General features: G+C 34.3%; 18 protein-coding genes. 5 read left to right on the plus strand and 13 right to left on the minus strand.

Annotated features, from left to right (window positions below; all coding sequences use genetic code 11):
• Positions 1-80: 80 nt before the first annotated feature.
• Both PGH12_RS17635 and PGH12_RS17640 read right to left on the minus strand, forming a co-directional pair.
• Positions 81-1,667: a patatin-like phospholipase family protein gene (locus PGH12_RS17635; RefSeq protein WP_267598790.1), complete on the minus strand. Its 1,587-nt coding sequence runs from the start codon at positions 1,665-1,667 to the stop codon at positions 81-83.
• Between the two features lie 154 nt (positions 1,668-1,821).
• Positions 1,822-2,721, minus strand: coding sequence for a magnesium transporter CorA family protein (locus tag PGH12_RS17640; protein ID WP_267598792.1), 900 nt, complete (start codon positions 2,719-2,721; stop codon positions 1,822-1,824).
• 76 nt (positions 2,722-2,797) lie between these two features.
• Between PGH12_RS17640 and PGH12_RS17645 the strand changes: the two genes are divergently transcribed.
• Positions 2,798-3,820: a 3-oxoacyl-ACP synthase III family protein gene (locus tag PGH12_RS17645; RefSeq protein ID WP_267598794.1), complete on the plus strand. Its 1,023-nt coding sequence runs from the start codon at positions 2,798-2,800 to the stop codon at positions 3,818-3,820.
• Between the two features lie 355 nt (positions 3,821-4,175).
• Here the strand turns inward: PGH12_RS17645 and PGH12_RS17650 are convergent, their stop codons facing one another.
• The 4 genes from PGH12_RS17650 to pruA form a co-directional block, all read right to left on the minus strand.
• Positions 4,176-5,336 carry a thioredoxin family protein gene (locus PGH12_RS17650; protein ID WP_267598795.1) on the minus strand — a complete coding sequence of 387 codons (1,161 nt, stop codon included), beginning with the start codon at positions 5,334-5,336 and terminating at the stop codon, positions 4,176-4,178.
• A 140-nt stretch (positions 5,337-5,476) separates the two neighbouring features.
• The gene (locus PGH12_RS17655; protein WP_267598796.1) at positions 5,477-5,734 is read right to left on the minus strand and encodes a hypothetical protein; all 258 of its coding nucleotides are present in this window, start codon (positions 5,732-5,734) and stop codon (positions 5,477-5,479) included.
• An 84-nt stretch (positions 5,735-5,818) separates the two neighbouring features.
• Positions 5,819-6,028, minus strand: coding sequence for a cytochrome C551 (locus PGH12_RS17660; RefSeq protein WP_267598797.1), 210 nt, complete (start codon positions 6,026-6,028; stop codon positions 5,819-5,821).
• Positions 6,029-6,201: 173 nt separating this feature from the next.
• A complete protein-coding gene (pruA, locus tag PGH12_RS17665) occupies positions 6,202-7,827 on the minus strand; it encodes an L-glutamate gamma-semialdehyde dehydrogenase (protein ID WP_267598799.1) in 1,626 nt (541 codons plus the stop codon).
• A gap of 311 nt (positions 7,828-8,138) precedes the next feature.
• Between pruA and PGH12_RS17670 the strand changes: the two genes are divergently transcribed.
• A complete protein-coding gene (locus tag PGH12_RS17670) occupies positions 8,139-9,164 on the plus strand; it encodes a L,D-transpeptidase (RefSeq protein WP_267598800.1) in 1,026 nt (341 codons plus the stop codon).
• Here the strand turns inward: PGH12_RS17670 and PGH12_RS17675 are convergent.
• The 3 genes from PGH12_RS17675 to PGH12_RS17685 all read right to left on the minus strand — a co-directional run bounded on the left by PGH12_RS17675 (position 9,161) and on the right by PGH12_RS17685 (position 11,738).
• Positions 9,161-9,685, minus strand: a complete 525-nt coding sequence (locus PGH12_RS17675) for a hypothetical protein (RefSeq protein WP_267598801.1) — start codon at positions 9,683-9,685, stop codon at positions 9,161-9,163. The two genes, PGH12_RS17670 and PGH12_RS17675, sit on opposite strands and share 4 nt — an antisense overlap.
• The gene (locus PGH12_RS17680; protein WP_267598802.1) at positions 9,657-11,012 is read right to left on the minus strand and encodes a PDZ domain-containing protein; all 1,356 of its coding nucleotides are present in this window, start codon (positions 11,010-11,012) and stop codon (positions 9,657-9,659) included. Before PGH12_RS17680 ends, PGH12_RS17675 begins: the two co-directional genes overlap by 29 nt.
• An 87-nt stretch (positions 11,013-11,099) precedes the next feature.
• Positions 11,100-11,738, minus strand: a complete 639-nt coding sequence (locus tag PGH12_RS17685) for an alpha/beta hydrolase (RefSeq protein WP_267598803.1) — start codon at positions 11,736-11,738, stop codon at positions 11,100-11,102.
• 272 nt (positions 11,739-12,010) lie between these two features.
• Here PGH12_RS17685 and PGH12_RS17690 point away from each other — a divergent pair, with 272 nt between their 5' ends.
• Positions 12,011-12,445, plus strand: a complete 435-nt coding sequence (locus PGH12_RS17690; RefSeq protein ID WP_267598804.1) for a hypothetical protein — start codon at positions 12,011-12,013, stop codon at positions 12,443-12,445.
• A 66-nt stretch (positions 12,446-12,511) separates the two neighbouring features.
• Here the strand turns inward: PGH12_RS17690 and tyrS are convergent, their stop codons facing one another.
• Positions 12,512-13,807, minus strand: a complete 1,296-nt coding sequence (tyrS, locus tag PGH12_RS17695) for a tyrosine--tRNA ligase (RefSeq protein ID WP_267598805.1) — start codon at positions 13,805-13,807, stop codon at positions 12,512-12,514.
• Positions 13,808-13,958: 151 nt separating this feature from the next.
• On the opposite strand from tyrS, the gene PGH12_RS17700 reads away from it, so the two are divergent.
• Entirely contained in the window at positions 13,959-14,519 is a 561-nt protein-coding gene (locus tag PGH12_RS17700; RefSeq protein WP_267598806.1) for an RNA polymerase sigma factor, read from the plus strand.
• A gap of 117 nt (positions 14,520-14,636) precedes the next feature.
• Here PGH12_RS17700 and PGH12_RS17705 read toward each other — a convergent pair whose 3' ends face one another.
• Together PGH12_RS17705 and PGH12_RS17710 are read right to left on the minus strand one after the other, a co-directional pair.
• Complete coding sequence (locus PGH12_RS17705) at positions 14,637-15,269, minus strand: hypothetical protein (protein ID WP_267598807.1); 633 nt, start codon at positions 15,267-15,269, stop codon at positions 14,637-14,639.
• A gap of 46 nt (positions 15,270-15,315) precedes the next feature.
• Entirely contained in the window at positions 15,316-16,233 is a 918-nt protein-coding gene (locus tag PGH12_RS17710) for an IS982 family transposase (RefSeq protein ID WP_442867828.1), read from the minus strand.
• 181 nt (positions 16,234-16,414) lie between these two features.
• On the opposite strand from PGH12_RS17710, the gene lipA reads away from it, so the two are divergent.
• On the plus strand, positions 16,415-17,281 hold the full coding sequence (lipA, locus tag PGH12_RS17715) for a lipoyl synthase (protein WP_267598286.1): 867 nt from the start codon (positions 16,415-16,417) through the stop codon (positions 17,279-17,281).
• A gap of 170 nt (positions 17,282-17,451) precedes the next feature.
• Here the strand turns inward: lipA and PGH12_RS17720 are convergent, their stop codons facing one another.
• Complete coding sequence (locus tag PGH12_RS17720) at positions 17,452-18,306, minus strand: AraC family transcriptional regulator (RefSeq protein ID WP_267598285.1); 855 nt, start codon at positions 18,304-18,306, stop codon at positions 17,452-17,454.
• Positions 18,307-18,436: the final 130 nt, after the last annotated feature.

The raw sequence follows: 18,436 nt of genomic DNA on the forward strand, positions 1-18,436 counted from the left end.
GTTTACTAAATAATTCATTAAAAATAAATCTACTTGTCTTTAGAAAGTGATTTTGCTTTATAAGATAATTTTTTTAGAACTTACCCCACCGTCTTCGTATCCTCCTCCTTCAAAATCTTTTTCTCCTTCATCGCAACCATCATTCTTTCGCACTTATATTGTGCCCAGTCAAATTGATTGAGAAAATCTAAAGCGGCAGAAAATCCGGCGTTAAAGAGCTGTTCTTTTTCTTCCCTTTTCATAAAGAAATTCAGCCAGCTGCTTGTTCCGCAATTGACGGTTTTGATGCTGTACAGATTGTAGAAAGAGTATTTAGTCAGAAAAGTTTTGTCATTAAAATTTTTTAAAGTTCCGATGATATTTCCGGCATAGGAGAGGGGAGTTTTTAGGATTTGTTCGCTGGTTTTTCCTTTTTCACCTAAGATTTCAGAATCACTTGTGAGTTGTACCCCAAACAATGGAAGTCGCGGATAAAAAATATCATTCATGTGAAAAAGATCGATCGGGAAATTGGATAGTGTACCGCCATCGATGAAAATTCCGACAGGGTAGATGTCTTCTTTTTGAGTATTCATCCAGAATTTCCAGGCGTATTTTACAGAATCATCATCCTTATTGATGAGTTTTTGCATTGGTTCAAAAAAGAAAGGAACAGACATTGATGCTCGCACGAACTCTGCCGGATTACTATGTTTCAGTTCTTCCTCAGACCAATACAGATTCGCCATTGTCGGTAATTCGACTTTTATCTTTGTATTGATGTCGGTGGTAATGACAATATATTCTGTCTGAAGTTGGTAAAAAGGATTGTTTTTGTAATAATCATTATTTTCGGCACTTTCGAAGAATATGCGATAGCGGGTTTCATCGATGTGCTCGAGGTTATTCATCTTGATATCCTCAATTCCGTTCAGCGCGTTTGTGTAAAATTCCATACCGTTTCCGTAGCGGTAATTGAGATTCATTTTGTCTTCTTTCTGAATAAATCTTTCGTTGAGTTCGGCGACAGTTTTAATTCCGAATCCATTCATCACGTCGGTCATTTGTTTCAGAAAAACATTTCCGGGGTTCAGTCCGCTGTTGCTTTTCGTGAAATCATTATAAAATTTTTTAAAACAGAAAAATCCAATAATAACAGGGATCAGCGGAACTAAAAATAATAGTTTAGCATTAAGGATTGTTTCAGACGAAATAATAAACGGCAGTGCAACCAAAATCAGCATAATCGCAACAATGATCATCAAATTAATTTTAATGAAATTTTTATTGTTAAGCATCGCATGAATGGTGGTTCTCACATACGGTTTACCATCCATAAAATCTGAAAAATCCCAGTTGAAAAGAATGTCTTTAATAACATCTGCTTTAGCTTCCTCTTTTGTTTTACAAGCTGCGATCAACATAGTGTTGATGGCTCCGGCACTCGTTCCTGCAATTTTCAGAAACCTGATTCCGAAGATTTCTAAGGCATAAAGATATCCGACCAATGCACTTCCCCAAACGCCGCCACCTTCCTGTACGAATTCGATATACTGATTTCCTTCAGCATCAAGAATGTCCGAAAACTCCTTTTTACTAATATTTACCTGCAAAGCTTTAAGCTTTTCCTTTGATTCCTGGGAAAGTACATCGTCATCAAGGATTTGTTGAAGAATTTCGGGTTTCATGATTTTGGTTTGGCGTTTTGTTTTTTCTCGCAGATTTTGCAGATAACGCAGATCTTTTTTGATCATGCGATCAGCTAAATCAGGTTAAGCAGCGAGAGATTATTATATTTAGATTCCTAATGAATGACAAACAATATTTATAACTTAAAATGAATTACCACTGTTTTCTCCTAGCATAAATAAACGTACAAATCACAATCACAGCCATTAATCCCAACGTATAAAAATAACCGTGTTTGGTATGAAGTTCCGGCATATTGTCGAAATTCATACCGTATAAACCGGCAATAAAGGTGATCGGTAAAAAGTAAACCGAGTAAATTGCCAAAACTTTCATCACCTGATTGGCTTTTTGATCAGATAATGCCAAAAACATCGAAATTAAGTTGGTAATCTGAATATTAAGATGATCAAAATCGGCAACCACGTCTTTCTGTTTGTCCTTTAAATCGACTACTTCAGAATCCTCCAATTCGAGCACTTTAAATTTATCGATGGCATCATTTGAAATCGTTAAAACTCTGGAATTTAAACCCGATTTTCTTTTCAGTTTATACAATCTTCTGATTTGATTGGTATGATTGGTGTTTTTTAGGAAAATTTCGTTTTCAATATTATCCATCGTTTCAAAAAGGCTGATCGCTTCATCATCAAAACTTTTCATAATGACGAGAGAAATCATCAGCGCAATTTTATGAGTATGTACCTTATCCTGACTTTCTGCCAATTGTTTTTTTGTTTCCGTAATACTTTTTGCCTTCATCCTGTGTACTGTAATGATGGTTTTCTCCAAAAGAAAAATTCCTATTTTAGTACTGATGTCACTTATGGTGTTGAGGTTTTTGCGTTCAAGCTCGGTGCTTTCCCGCAACAGGAAAAATTTTACGTTTCCGTCTTCTTCATATTTTGGTAAATGATTAGGGTCTAAAGTATCTTCCAAAAGCAGATTGTTTATTTCATATCTTTCATGAAGGTACTTCATATCTTCGTCCGTAGGAGCCTCTACGTCTATCCATTCGCATCCCGAATCTCTGTAAATTGTGTTAATAGGCATAAAGTAAAAATACTATAAATTTTAAAAAACGATGTGTAAAATAAAGTTTTATCTTTACCAAAATTAAACAAACTATATGATTAAAAGTACAATAAAAGGGATCGGATTTCACGTTCCGGATCATGTTGTCACCAATGATGATTTAGCCAAATTAATGACCACAAATGATGACTGGATCACCGAGCGAACCGGCATCAAAGAGCGAAGACACAGAATCAATAGAAATGACGCTCAGGAAACTACAACATTTCTAGGTTTCAAGGCTTCAGAGAAAGCGATAGAACAGGCTGGTTTAACTTCAAAAGATATAGATTACATTGTTTTTGCAACTCTTTCACCGGATTATTATTTTCCGGGCTGCGGAGTTTTGCTTCAGGATATGTTGGGTTGTGATACTATCGGAGCTTTGGATGTGAGAAATCAGTGTTCCGGTTTTGTGTATGCAATGAGTGTTGCCAATGCTTTTATTAAATCTGGAACTTATAAAAATATTTTGGTTGTAGGTGCCGAGGTTCATTCTTTCGGGCTCGATTTTTCAGATAAGGGAAGAGGAGTTTCTGTAATTTTCGGGGATGGGGCAGGAGCGATTGTACTTTCTGCAACCGAAGATGAAAATGCAGGAGATATTTTAGCCATGAATATGCATTCGGAAGGAAAATATGCAGACGAATTATGTACGCAGTTTCCGGGTTCAAAATATGGCTGGAGCGACAGAATGAGAAAAGAACCGGAAAATGTAACGGATAAGGAAGTCTATCCAATCATGAACGGAAATTTCGTTTTCAAACATGCCGTGACAAGATTTCCTGAAACGATGATGGAAGCTTTAAATAAAGCCGGAAAAACCGTTGAAGATCTCGATATGTTTATTCCGCATCAGGCAAATCTGAGAATTGCTCAGTTTGTTCAGCAGAAGTTTGGATTACCTGACGAAAAAATACATAATAATATTCAAAAATACGGAAATACAACTGCTGCTTCTATTCCGATTGCGTTGAGCGAAGCAATAGAATTAGGGAAAGTAAAAAGAGGAGATTTGGTTCTTCTCTCGGCTTTCGGTAGCGGATTTACCTGGGGAAGTGTTTTGTTTCAATATTAAATAAATATTACTAAAGATTTAAAATACTGCGTTATTTAGAGTAAGGTTTTTTTAAAGAAAACAGTATCATGAGATTTGTGATTTTTAGATTGCTTATCATTACGGGTTCTCGATAGATTTTCTTCGCTTTGCTCCGAAATACACTCGAACTGACGGATTTACTTTGGTACTTCGTAATTTGCGTCAGTTCGAGTAGGTTTTTAAAAACTGTATCGAAAAATTTACATGATTTAACCGAAGGTTCTCGATACGCTTCGCTACTCGAACTGACGAAACTTATTACTACTCAATAATAAAAAAATCCGCTGAAATAAATTTCAGCGGATTTTTTTATTATTTTAGATTAAAGTAGTTTTTATAAACTCTTCAATATTTTTTCTGTCTCTGCAGTATCTTCACCAGCAGCTTTTCCTAATGCAACAGACTTTTCTGCCCACATTTTAGCGTTTTTCTTGTCACCGATTTTATTGTAAAGATTGGCAAGTGTATCTGTGTTTGCATACTCTTCTTTTTTCTTTACAGATTCCTGCGCCCATTTTACAGCAGTTTCAAGAGAAGATTTTGTGTTGACGTTTTCAAAGAAATTCCATGCTAATGAATTTAATTCTTCTGAACTTGCAGCAGAATAATCTTTATAAAGATCAAGAGTCATTTTTTCGTATGTAGCAAAATCTTTGTCCTTTAAAGCTCTGTTCGACTTTGCTCTTTTCAGTAATTTTTCAGATTCTTCTTTTGTTAAAAACTTTTGAGTTTCAGTGTAAAAGTAAGCGTCATTCCATTTTTTTGTATCAGCGCTGTACGTTTTTTTCATGATCGTATTCAGCTTTACATTCTTGTCGAACATATCATATCGGTCAGCAGGGAAAACTTTAGTGATTTCTTCTTTTTTATTTTGGAAAATCTTATACAACGGACTTTCAGTGCTCTGAGTTCCTGAAAGAAGCATCTGAACATCTTCCTGATCTAAGGTTGTTTTTGCGCTGAAATAACGGTCTAAAACTTTTCCTGCAAAATCTGCATCATTATAAATGGTAAGACCTGCAAGATTTTTCAGAAATTCAGGATTTTTTTCTCCGTTTTCAAATTTTTGCTTCAACGCCGTAAGTCTTTTATTAGGATCTCCTGCATCCATCGCAAACTGAATAAAATCTTTCTCTTCTACATATCCCAAAGTTCTGTGAACCTCTTCGCCATCACCATTGATGAAAAGATAAGTAGGGAAAGCTCTTACGTTGTATTTTTTCGCCAGATCTATACCTTCACCTTTTTCCATGTCGATTTTGGCATTGATGAAATTGGCATTATAATAATCACCGACAGGTTTTAGTGGAAAAATATTTTTCACCATCAGTTTACAAGGTCCGCACCACACGGCATATGCGTCTATAAAAATAAGTTTGTTTTCTTTTTTAGCCTTAGCCAAAAGACTTTTAAAGTTACCTTCTTCAAATTTAATTCCCTGTCCGAATGCAATTACTGCGAAGAATAGGAATGATAATATTGCTGTTTTTTTCATGAAATATTTTATTGAATACAAATGTAATAATTATGTGAATATATGGCTATAAAATTATTAATAATTCAATACATAAGTTCAGCATTAAATAAAGTGAATTAAACGAAATAAAAATCCACAGTTAAAGCTGTGGATTTTACTTATCTTGAACCTCCTACCTTCGTATTGGGATTTGATTCTTTGCTTTTGTAATCTGTTGGTTTTTTAAGCGTATCATTGGCAAGATTTGTAGTATCACCAGCATTCTGTTCTGAATTTGCTACTGCAGAATCTCCCAGATCGTTTCGCATATAATCTTTGTTGTGATCAGTTTTAAATTCTTCTCTGTTTTCCTTTTTGTCGGCACAACTTGCTAAAAAAAGCAATCCTGAAATTGCTGCTATCCATAATTTTTTCATAGTAATTTATTTTATTTGTTATTCAAATATAAAAAAATCCGCAGAAGTTTTATCTGCGGACTTTCCATTTTTACAATTAGACTTTTATCTGCTTGCAGGAGCCGCCATACTGTCGACTTTCGCAGAGTCCATTGGCATGGTCGTTGTCATCGTATCTGCTACAGGTGGCGCAACTTGCATAGTTGTATCGACCATTGTAGAATCTGTGTTACTAGATGACATCTGTTTTTCTTTTGTTCCGCAGCTTGCTGCAATAAATCCTATTCCTAAGGTTAAAACTAATAGCTTTTTCATAATGTTTGTTTATGGTGTATGAGACCGTATTCAATAATTATTCCGAAAAATTTAATTTTCTAGCATTATGTGCAATTATAGTATTAAATAATTGTTAAATCCTGTACAAACAAAAACCCCGGATAAAATCCGGGGTTTCTATAATGAACACGTTTTTTAATCTTGATTAAGTCTTAACCCAAATATGGATATTTGTAATCTTTAGGAGAGACAAAAGTTTCTTTAATGCTTCGTACCGATGTCCATCTTAGTAAATTCATTTTAGAACCTGCTTTATCGTTGGTTCCAGATGCTCTTCCGCCACCGAAAGGCTGTTGTCCTACGACTGCACCTGTCGGTTTATCATTAATGTAGAAATTTCCTGATGCATTTTCCAAAGCTTTGAAAGCTTCATCTGTTGCATATCTGTCTTGTGAAAATACAGAACCCGTCAACGAATAAGGAGAAGATGAATCTACAATTTTAAGAGTTTCAGACCAATCCTGATCTTCGTAAACGTAAACTGATAAGATAGGCCCGAAAATTTCTTCCACCATACTTTCGTACTGAGGGTCAGTGGTTTCAATCACTGTAGGACTTACGAACCAACCTTTAGAATCATCACATTTACCACCGATGATTACGTTGGCATTGCTGGATAATTCTGCTCTTTCAATATAACCTTTACATTTTTCGAATGAATTCTTGTCGATTACTGCGTTCACAAAATTTGAAGGATCTTCAGGTGAACCAATTTTAATTGAAGCGATCTGAGTTTCCATCACTTTTTTCACATCTGCCCAAAGTGATCTTGGAATATAAGCTCTAGAAGCCGCAGAACATTTCTGTCCTTGATATTCAAAAGAACCTCTTACCAAACCTGTTGCTACAGCTTCTACATTTGCGGAAGGATGAGCAATCACGAAATCTTTTCCACCAGTTTCTCCAACGATTCTTGGGTATGTTCTGTAATTATGAATATTGTCACCAATCATTTTCCACATTCCCTGAAAAACTTTTGTGGAGCCTGTAAAGTGAAGACCTGCAAAATCTCTGTGAGCTAAAACTTTCTCAGCAGTTTCTTTACCGTCTGTGAAAATCATGTTGATTACTCCTGCAGGAAGTCCTGCTTCCATTAAAACATCCATGATTACTTTAGCAGAATAGATTTGTTTGTCTGAAGGTTTCCAAACGACTACATTTCCAAGCATTGCCATACAAGCAGGTAAGTTTCCTGAAATTGCAGTAAAGTTGAAAGGAGTAACTGCAAAAACGAATCCTTCCAATGGTCTGTATTCTACACGATTCCAAATTCCTGCGTCGGAAACCGGCTGCTCAGAATACATTTCTGTCATGAATTCTACGTTGAATCTCAAGAAATCAATAAACTCACAAGCTGCATCAATTTCTGCCTGATGAACATTTTTTGACTGTCCGATCATCGTTGCAGCGTTAATCACGTCTCTGTAAGGTCCAGCTAAAAGATCAGCAGCCTTTAAGAAAATCGCTGCGCGGTGTTCCCAGCCCAGTTCATTCCATTTTTTCTTTGCAGCTAATGCCGAATTGATGGCATCTTCTACATGCTGCATCGTTCCTCTATGGTAAAAACCAAAATCGTGAGCGTGATCCTGAGGAGACTGAAGCTGAACTTTGTCGTCAGTTTTTACTTCTTTACCATTAATAACCATTGGAATCTCGATTTTTTCTGCCCACATTTTTTTGTACTGAGCGATCAGAGATTTTACTTCCGGAGAACCTGGTGCGTAAGAATTTACCGGTTCATTTACTGCAAATGGTACTTGCGATATTGCTTTTGACATATTACGTTGTATTATTTTTATAATTTGCTAATCTTACAAATTTACAACTTTTATTCAAGTCTGTTATTAATTTTGAAAAGGCAGATTGTGAGGCTTTTTTAATTTTATTTAAATATTGATGCTTATTTTGATCCCAAGTATTATTTAATTCAAATATTTTAGCGATCAAATTAATACTCTGTAAAATGAAGATCATATTTTAAAATTTAAATAAAAGTTAGATTCATCAAGAAAGGAAATATTTTAAGCTAAATACTTTTTAGGTCTGATATTTGTATCTTTAGTTCAAACTCAATGGCCACCTACTATTTATGAAAAAATTATTTTTAAAGCAGTCAATCTTTTACACTTTATTTTTTGCGCTACTTCTTACTTCATGTAAAAAAGAAAATGACAAAATAAACGATCAACAGCAAAGTACCTCAGAAAATGTTCAAATTGAAGATGATTCAGATTCTACAGCAACGAAGGCTGAAGTAAAAGAGTCTGTGCCGCCCGCAATTCAGGAGAACGGCTTTTATAATGCATTTCCAATTCCAAAAGATAAGAAACAGAGAGATTCTCTCTATGCAATTTTCAGTAAAAAATATAATGAAAGGGAACGTTACGCAATTTTGGCGCTTAACAGATTAGATTCCAAAAGCAAATGGAATTCTGATACGTTGGTGGTTCCTGCAAAAATTGATACCACTTTGATGGCTTATTCGCCTTTCCCAATGCAGCTTGATGTATTGAGTGATGTAAAGAAATTTGTTGTTTTTTCTTATCCTATTCAGGCTTACGCGGTTTATTCTAATGGTGCTTTAGTAAAATGGGGTCCTACAAGTATGGGAAAAAAAACAGCGCAGACCACGAGAGGATTAATGTTTGCTAACTGGAAAAAGAAATTGGCGATCTCAACAGTAAAAAGCGAGTGGAAACTACCTTATAATTTTAATATTCACAATACAGGCGGAATCGGTTGGCATCAATATGATCTTCCAGGTTATCCTGCCTCACATTCTTGCCTTAGATTATTAATGAAAGATGCAATGTGGCTTTATAATTATGCCGATACTTGGATCTTAAATCCCGGCGGAGCTACCAAGAAAGCAAATGGAACTCCTGTCATCGTTTTCGGAGATTATCCTTGGGGAAAAAGAAAACCGTGGAGAAATCTTCTCAATGATCCCAATGCCAACAATATTTCTGTTGAAGAAATGACGAATCTGGTAAAACCACATGTTGAGAAAATGATCGCCGAACAGACCAATAGAGAAAAAGTTTCAGATTCTATAAAAGCTGCAAAAGCGATGGAAGCGCAAGCTCCGAATGAAGAACCTGCAGTCTCTAACTAAATTTTCTTTTCAAACTGGAGCGTAGATTCTTCAGCAAACTGTCTTAGCTTTTTCATTTCGTCTTTTGCTTTACTTTGCCCGAATCTTGCTGCTGCATATGTTGCAGCAATACAAAACAGCATCACAAACGAAGCATTTAAAGCCCACGGATATTCGAAACTCTTTATTTGCTTTTCAACATAATACATGGTGAAAAATGTCATCCACATGATTGAAAAAAGAAAATAGAGGAACATGAAAAAAGTCCAGACTGCAGAACTAGGTCCGAAAACTCCGCGGATTACTGTTTGATCGTCTTCAATTTCTGTTCGAAGTGATAATCGTGGTTTCCAGTAATTATCGTATTCTGTTGCAACGCAGATCGTCGCCATTTCTTTGTTGATGTTTCCGGTAAATTCGCCTTTGTGCTCGGCAAGATATTTTTTAAGATTTTCCGCGTAGGTTTCTTTATCAAGATGGGTAAACATCTTAAATCTCGGGCGGTTTCTGATTTTATTTAAGGTCGTTTCCTCTGTCTGCATATTGTTCTTGATAAGGTATTGGGTCTTCTAATGTAAAGCTGAGACGAAGTTCCTGATTTTTTCTTACAATCACCACTTTTATTGTCTTTCCTTCATCAGATTTCATCAGTTCCATAATTTTTTTGAGGGTCATTTCTGAAGTTTTTCTTCCATTTATAGAGATGAGCTGGTCTCCTTTTGCAAAACCTGCTTTATCGCCCGGTGAATCTTTACGTACTCCAGAAATAGAAAACAGAGGTTTTAAAACAAATTTATACTGCAAACTGTTATTAATTAGTTCGACTCCGGTAGTGCCATTATCTTTTCTTTTACTCTCTAAATTGACCAGATCTTTTTCCCACTGCATGCCATCCTGCTGAAAATCTAGACCACTCATATTAAAATGAAAATGATCGTCGTAATTTCCGTTTTTCTTTAAATATAATTTTTGATTAGGATAATCAAAAGCGGCAGTAAACCGTCTCATGATTTCTCCGCCCAAAGAACCTTTTCTGTCACCCACCAAATTTACATGCTGAATCGAAAATTCGTCGGGCATCGCTGTCAATGGTTTTACAAATTTAAAATCACCCAGATAAAAATTGTGAATCCTACTTCTTTTACCATAAATATCTCCGTTGAAACCTCGCCCGAGAAAATCATCAATATTGGGACGGTTGTAGACAAAATTTTTAATCAAAGTAGGGAAGAGCCATATTGCATCACTGTTTCCTAGATCGATGAGAAGTTTCGAACTTTTTTTATCATTTGTCATTTCTACATCAGCAAAAACGTACGGCTTGTTTCTTTCTATAGAAATAGGAAGTTCATTAAATCTTTTGATTTTTTTCTTAAAAACCTCATTGTTCTGATAAATCGTGATCTTTTTAGAAGCGTAATCAATGATCAAAGGGTGATTTTTAAAAAAATGATATCCTATAATCCCATTCACAGGAATTCCAACATGAGATGAAATGTTAAAATCCTGATCTAAAATTATAAACAGCGTAAATGATTCATTCACAAAATTTTCCCCGATTTTCCCGATATTGTGATCAGACTTGAAACCTTCAATACTTTCATTTCCTCCCAACCCCGAAAAACGCATTTTTTCTAAAGGGGCAAGTATCATTTCTTTATTTTCCAGGCTAAAAATTGTAGTTTCTGAAACACCGGTATCTAGCATAAAAGTAAGATCAGCTCCGTTTACAGTAATTGGAATAAAAATTAAATTATTGATCAGCTTAAAGGGAATAACCGTTTTTTTTGCATCTTTTAATTCAAAACTATTCTGAGCATAAGTAATAATGCTGAAAAAAATAGTAATTAAAAGTAGAACGGATTTCATTTAATGAAAGTAGTGAAATATTTAATACATAAATAAAAAACATTCTTAAATGATAAGAATGTTTTAATATTATTGATGGAAATTTCGTTATTTAGAAAAGAATTCCATTAGATCGATGTAGTTTTTCTGGTTGACGCCGTGACCGCTCATATATTCTCTGAAAGTGAAATAACAGCTTAAATCATACAAAAGATCGGCAGCTTTTCTTCCCCAGTCCATAGGGATAACTGCATCGTCAGTTCCGTGAGAAACAAAAAAGCGCAATCTTTCGAGTCTTTTTTTGTCTTTTACAATATCCGTCAATAGTTTTTCTTCAGGGTAACTGCTTAAACAGGCAACGTAATTAAAAAGGTCAGGATTTTTTAAAGCTAAACTGTAACATAAAATTCCACCCTGGCTGAATCCGCAAAGATGCGTTTTGTTATCAGTAAGTCCGTATTTGTTGCTGATCGCCATGATATTCTGCAAAAGACTGTCTAGTACATCGTTTGCCTGATCGATATCAATAAAATGTTCAGGATTATTAAAATCTATGTCAAACCACGAATAACCTTCAAACTGAGTTGTTCTGGGAGCTCGGAAACTTACAAGAATCCAATCAGCAGGAAGACTCTCTCTGAAACTGAATAAGTCTTGCTCATTGCTTCCATAGCCATGAAGCATAAAAAGTATAGGTGTCTTAGAATCGATATTTTCCGGTTCTCTTACAATGTAATCTAAATTCATAAAAGGAATCTATTTTTATTTATTTGTACCGCCTTATTTTAAGCAATTTATTTTCTTCATTCAGCGATTTTCAAAGAGCAAAGATAATTAATAAAGATTTATTTTAATTTTAAATAATCTGCTCTGAACATTTAAATTCTAGTAGGTAGCATCTTCATAACCATTTATTGATTTGATATTGATTGCAAATCTTTGTTGGAAATTTTTCATAAAAGTTATTTTTATATTGATAAAAATCCTATATTTGAAACATTAAAAATCTATTCGGAGAAATGAAGCAAATTTACAAATCAAAAAAAATACATAGACTTTCATTTTTAGTAGTCGCATTATTTTCGGTAATATCTGTAATGAATTCTTGTAAAGAGGACGACGAAGACGAGTTTCAGGAACGCCTTGTACAGTTTGAGGTAAAGGCAACCAAAGGTACAGGACCTGGAGATCCGGTTTTGAAAACTATTGTTACACAAGTTGGAGTAAGCCAGAATACGACGTTTAATCCACCTGGGATCTCTTGGAAGAGTGATGAGTTCTTTGTAAACTCGAGCCAGTCTCAGCTAAATCTAGATGCAAATGCTGTTTTACCAAATGCAGATTCCAAATTGATTGTTACGCTTTATGTAGATGGTGTCGTAGCAAAATCTGATACTGCTACAGGATCAGGAACACAGGATGCATCGATTGATCACAGCTTCTTAGAATTATAGGAAACATGATTTAATAAATATAAAAAAACCGCCGATTGGCGGTTTTTTGTTGTTATATAAAGATCATTATACTGCTTTTACAATAAAATAATTCTTTTTTCCTTTTTGCAGAAGCAGAAATTTGCCGTCAATAAGATCAGTTTCATTTGCAGTATACACTTCATTTACTTTTTCTTTATTTACAGAGATAGCATTTCCTTTCAGTTCTCTTGTAGCTTCACTTTTAGATTTTAAAAACCCGGATTTTTCAGAAAGTAAATCAGTAATATTAATACCTATAACATCAGCTTTAAGAAGTTCTTTTTGCGGAACACCGTCGAAGATTTCTAAGAAGATTTCCTCATCAAGACTTACCAAATCTTCAGCAGTAGATTTGCCAAAAAGAATTTCGGATGCTTTTACTGATCTTTCATATTCTTCTCTTCCATAAACCCAAACTGTGACTTCCTCTGCTAATTTTTTCTGAAGTTTTCTTTCGTGAGGAGAAGTTTGATGTTCTTCAATTAAAGATTCAATTTCTTCTTTTCCTAAAAATGTATAGAATTTAATAAATCTTTCTGCATCAGAATCGGTTGCATTCAGCCAGAACTGGTAGAATTTGTAAGGTGAAGTTTTCTTTTTGTCTAGCCAATAATTTTCTCCGCTTTCAGATTTTCCGAATTTTGATCCGTCAGCTTTCGTAATTAAAGGAACCGTTAATGCAAATGCAGTTCCCTGCGCTTTTCTGCGAATCAATTCTGTTCCGGTTGTGATATTTCCCCACTGATCAGAACCTCCCATCTGAAGTTTTACGCCGTTATTTTGATATAAATGAAGGAAATCATATCCCTGAATTAATTGGTAAGTAAATTCTGTAAAACTCATTCCGTCAACACCCGCTTCTCCGGTAAGTCTTTTCTTTACCGAATCTTTCGCCATCATGTAATTCACTGTGATATTTTTCCCAACATTTTTAGCAAAATCAAGGAAAGAAATCTGTTTCATCCAGTCATAATTGTTCACCAATTCTGCCTTATTGCTTTCTTCACCGTCAAAATTTAAAAATCTTGAAAGCTGGTTTTTCAGGCATTCCACGTAATGCAAAAGCGTTTCTTCATCAAGAAGATTTCTTTCTGCAGATTTCCCTGAAGGATCGCCGATCATTCCTGTCGCACCACCAACCAAAGCAATCGGCTTGTGACCGTGTTGCTGAAAGTGAGCCAGAATTTTGATCTGAATAAGACTTCCGATATGTAAAGAATCTGCGGTAGGATCGAACCCGATATAGGCAGTGGTCATCTCCTTATTCAGTTGTTCGTCAGTTCCGGGCATCATGTCAGAAAAAAGACCTCGCCATTTCAGTTCTTCAATAAAAGAGTTCATATTTTTTGTTTAAAATTTAATAAGCAAAGATAAGTAAAATATGGATTGTGAAATATACGGACTGATCTGCCATAACGCTTAATTATTTAAAACGACAAATCTGTAAATATTTTGATTATTTAATCTTTTAATTTTAATAAATTTGTTAGTAATGAAAGACGAACAATTATTTTCTCTCATCCAGCAGGCCAAGGAAAAAAATCAGAAAGCTCAGACAAAACTAATCAATGTTTTTTGGGTAGATGTTTTTTCGTTTGTGATGAAAAAAGTACGTGATGAAAATGATGCCGACGAAATTACCGTCAATGTTTTTTCTAAAGTTTTATCGAAACTTGATATGTACGATCCTCATTTTCAGTTTAAAACATGGGTGTTGACAATTGCTCAAAATACGATTATCGATTTTTGGAGAAAGCGGGCAAGAGAAGCTCAGGATCCTACGGAAAATTTGGATAAAGTGAAAAATCAATATGCCAAATCACCTGAAGAATTAATGATATCAGATGAAGAGCAGAAAAAAATTATTCAAACAATTGAGTCTTTAGATGCTAATTATCAAGATATTATCAGACTTAGATTTTTTGAAGAAAAAAGCATTAAAGAAATCGCCGAAGAATTGAAAATTTCTGTTGCCAATACAAAAGTACGTGTCATGCGTGCTAAAAAAGTTTTAGCAGAATTATTAAAAAATAATGAGTTTGAGGATAATTAAACTGAAATTATCATGGCTTTATCTAAAAAAGCTTGTCATTCAGGAGGAATCTATATTCTACTTGATAATACTGTGCTGAGATTCCTCCTGAATCACAAAAGCAATGTGAATTTTTAATTATAAATATACTTTTTCTTTAGTCTTAGGAAGTAAGATTTCTCTTTGCTTTTCCTGATGTCTGTTTTGAAGATTTATTTTTAAACCTTTCTTGATAAAGATTTCGTTTTTAGATTTTCCATATTCTTTGGTATTTGTAACTTCTTTGTCAAAAACTAATTTTCCTGTTGAAAGATTAAAATCAACTGTCGTCCAATATTCGTCAGGTTTGCCATTTTCTGATGAAATCCCGATTAATTCAAAATGCCCGTTTTGAAATCTGTATTTATCTGTACCTCCCCATTTCCAGCTGCTTCCTCCGTAATGAGTTATATTTAAAATACCATTCTCAATGGTCGTGTTTTGATAAGGATCGCCCATCATTCCGCCGTCTTTACTTCCGTAGATTGCTTTTCTGGATTTTTCCAAAATAGTCCATATATTATTAATCTTTTTCAAAATCTGAATTTCACGAATGTCTCCCGAATCGTCATTTGTCGGAATATTATAAACGATAACCTTCTCAGGAATTTTATCACCATCAAGATCACCGTTAACAGTTTCATTTATCGTAGCGTTTTTTGGCTGAAATTCTTTTTGAGCAAAACTTAATGTGCTGAAAATTATCGACAGAAAGCAAAATATAGTTTTCATAAATTAAAAATGAGATTTAAAATTACTAAATTAACCTGAGTTCGGTTTAATCAAGATTTAAAAATAATTGACCGTCATTTACTTTTTTCAAATTAAGTGACGGTTTTTTTGGAAAGAAACAGTATGCTGTAAGCCCTCCCAGAATATTCATTATAAAATTGTTCACACTGCGATGTCTCGTGTGTTCAACCTGACAGTGATTCTTCAATTCATCATTTATGGTTTCGATGATGGCTCTTTTTCTGAGCAAAATCTTGTCTTCCATAGTCATAATATGATTTTTCATATTCTTTCTAAGTTTGGTAAAGAGTTGAATTCCATCTGCAAAAAGCATCTCCCACAAGGTTTTTGAAAGGTATCCTTTATCGGCAAACAATTTCCCAAACAGTTGCTTGGTCATCTTCTTAATGTGTGTCGGATTTCGATCATCCACATTTCCTTTTGTCACATAAAAAGATAAAAGTTCTCCCTTTTCATTGCATACCAAATGCAGTTTAAAACCGTAGAACCAACCCATTGAGGATTTTCCGCGTTCTGCTAAACCTTTGAAAACTTTATGATTATGTATTCTTTGGTTTCTGTAAACTTTCAAAGTTGTACTATCCATAAAGCTTATTCCTGTGCATTTTCCCAGACATTTTTCTTTTAAAAATAAGGCAAAAACAACAAAACATCTTTGTTGAAGTTCGATAAACCTATTGTAGGAAAGACTGTTTGGAAACAGATCTTTCCAATATCCACAAACTATTTCTTTGTAATAATGCTTAAACGTTTTGTGAGCTCCTAAATGAAAACCGATCATGATTGTGATAATTTCAGAATCAGACATTTTTGAATTTCTGTTCCTTCTCTTCTTGCTATCTCCTAACGCATCAAGCTTTAATTTTTTAATTTGCGCATCAAACTCTTTACAAAAATCATCAATTTGTACAAAAATATTTGTAATTTTGTCTTTCAAATTCATAGCAATAAATCGTTTAAATATTTGAATGTCAGAAACTTAAATATACGAATTATTGCTATTTTTTACAAATTATATTTCATTTTTTATCTCGAACTCAGGTTAAATTATCTGTTTCATCAATCTCTATCTTTGATTGTTTCGATAAAAAATTCCTTAACTTTGAAGTCAATTTTAGAAATAAATGGAGAATTTAGTTCAAGATACTACCGTTCAGAAACCAAAATGGATTCGTGTAAAACTTCCTACCGGGAAAAATTACAGAGAACTTCGAACCTTGGTTGATAAATATAAATTAAATACAATTTGCCAAAGTGGAAGTTGCCCAAATATGGGAGAATGTTGGGGTGAAGGAACCGCTACGTTCATGATTTTGGGAAATATCTGTACCAGAAGTTGTGGATTTTGCGGTGTAAAAACCGGAAAACCGATGGATGTGAATTGGGATGAGCCAGAAAAAGTGGCTCGTTCGATCAAATTAATGAAAATTAAACACGCAGTTTTGACTTCCGTTGACCGTGATGATTTGAAAGATATGGGCTCTATTCTTTGGGGCGAAACCGTAAACGCTGTAAGAAGAATTTCTCCAGGAACAACAATGGAAACGTTGATTCCCGATTTCCAGGGATTGACAAAACATCTCGACAGAATGGTTGATGTTGCTCCTGAAGTGATTTCTCACAATATGGAAACCGTAAAACGTCTGACAAGAGAAGTGAGAATTCAGGCAAAATATGAAAGAAGTCTTGAAGTTTTAAGATATTTAAAAGAAGCCGGACAAAACAGAACAAAAACCGGATTGATGCTTGGTCTTGGAGAAAATAAAGATGAGGTTTTTCAGACCATTGAAGATATCAAAAATGCAAACGTAGATGTCATTACGATGGGACAGTATTTGCAGCCGACTAAAAAACATCTTCCAGTAAAGAAATTTATAACTCCTGAAGAGTTTGATGAATTTGGTGATTTTGCAAGAAGCTTAGGTTTCAGACACGTTGAAAGTTCGCCTTTGGTTAGAAGTTCTTATCACGCAGAAAAACATATCCATTAAAAATATTATCGCTTCTTTTTGGGAGCGATTTTTTTGTAATATATTTTGAAGACATAATTATTATAAATGCGACATCTGATCAATAAAATTACGTGTTAACCACCCCGTCAAAAATTTCTCTGAAATTTTCGTCACCCCTCCAGAGGAGGGGAATTGTTACGCGTCAAATATTAGGATTCGACTTTGTTCAGGTGCTTTTTCTTAAAAGATGTTGGTGTTTCTCCGATGTGATTTTTAAATAACTTATTGAAGTAAGAAAGACTTTCAAAACCAACCTGAAAAGAAACTTCAGAAATACATAAATTCTGCAACAGCAACATTTTTGCCTGATTAATTCTGTAGTTATTAACAAAGTCTGTAAATGTCATATTGGTCTGTTTTTTAAAATATCGGCAAAATGCGGGAGTACTGAGACTTACCATTTCGGCAATTACATTGACGTTTGGATTTTTATCATAATTTTCGTTGATGTAATCGTAGATAGTTCCCATTCTGATTTTGTCGTTTAAAAACCATTTTACACGGGTATCTTCTTTATTCAGTTCTATTACTTCAGTTGATTGAGAAAGGATTTGCAATACTTCCATCAAGGCAATAAGCGATTTGAATGGATTTTTTTCTTTAATTAAATGAAGCTTTCTAGAAACATTTTTTTTTGTTTCTCCATAAAATGATAATCCGAGATAAGAGCGGTCTAAAAGCTTTTTTATATCATCAAATTCAGGAACAGGAAGAATCATTTCATCCAGAAAATTTTCTTTAAGCTGTAAAACGATCTGTTTGTATTCGGTCTTAATTCCATAGTCAAAATTTAGATGTGGCACATTTGAACCTACCAAGAGAAGGTCACTTTCCATAAAGCCGGAAATATCTTTTCCAACATGGCGAATTCCGCTTATTGCTTCTACATAAACCAATTCAATTTCCGGATGGTAATGCCAGAAAAAACGATGTTTCATAGAAGCTTCAAAAATTTTGAAAGATTTATCCTCTTCAAAATCGATGATTTCTTTCTGGATCTTCATAAGGCTCTATTTTGATTGATAATTATTGCAAATTTATTTAAAATTGTCAATACAGAGCAATAATTAATCATTTTAGAACAAATAAAACCCGTTATTTCTATCGAATTTTGCACTTTGAAATTGGATTAAG

The organism is Chryseobacterium sp. CY350, assembly GCF_027945075.1.
In the GTDB taxonomy this organism is placed as follows: Bacteria; Bacteroidota; Bacteroidia; order Flavobacteriales; family Weeksellaceae; genus Chryseobacterium.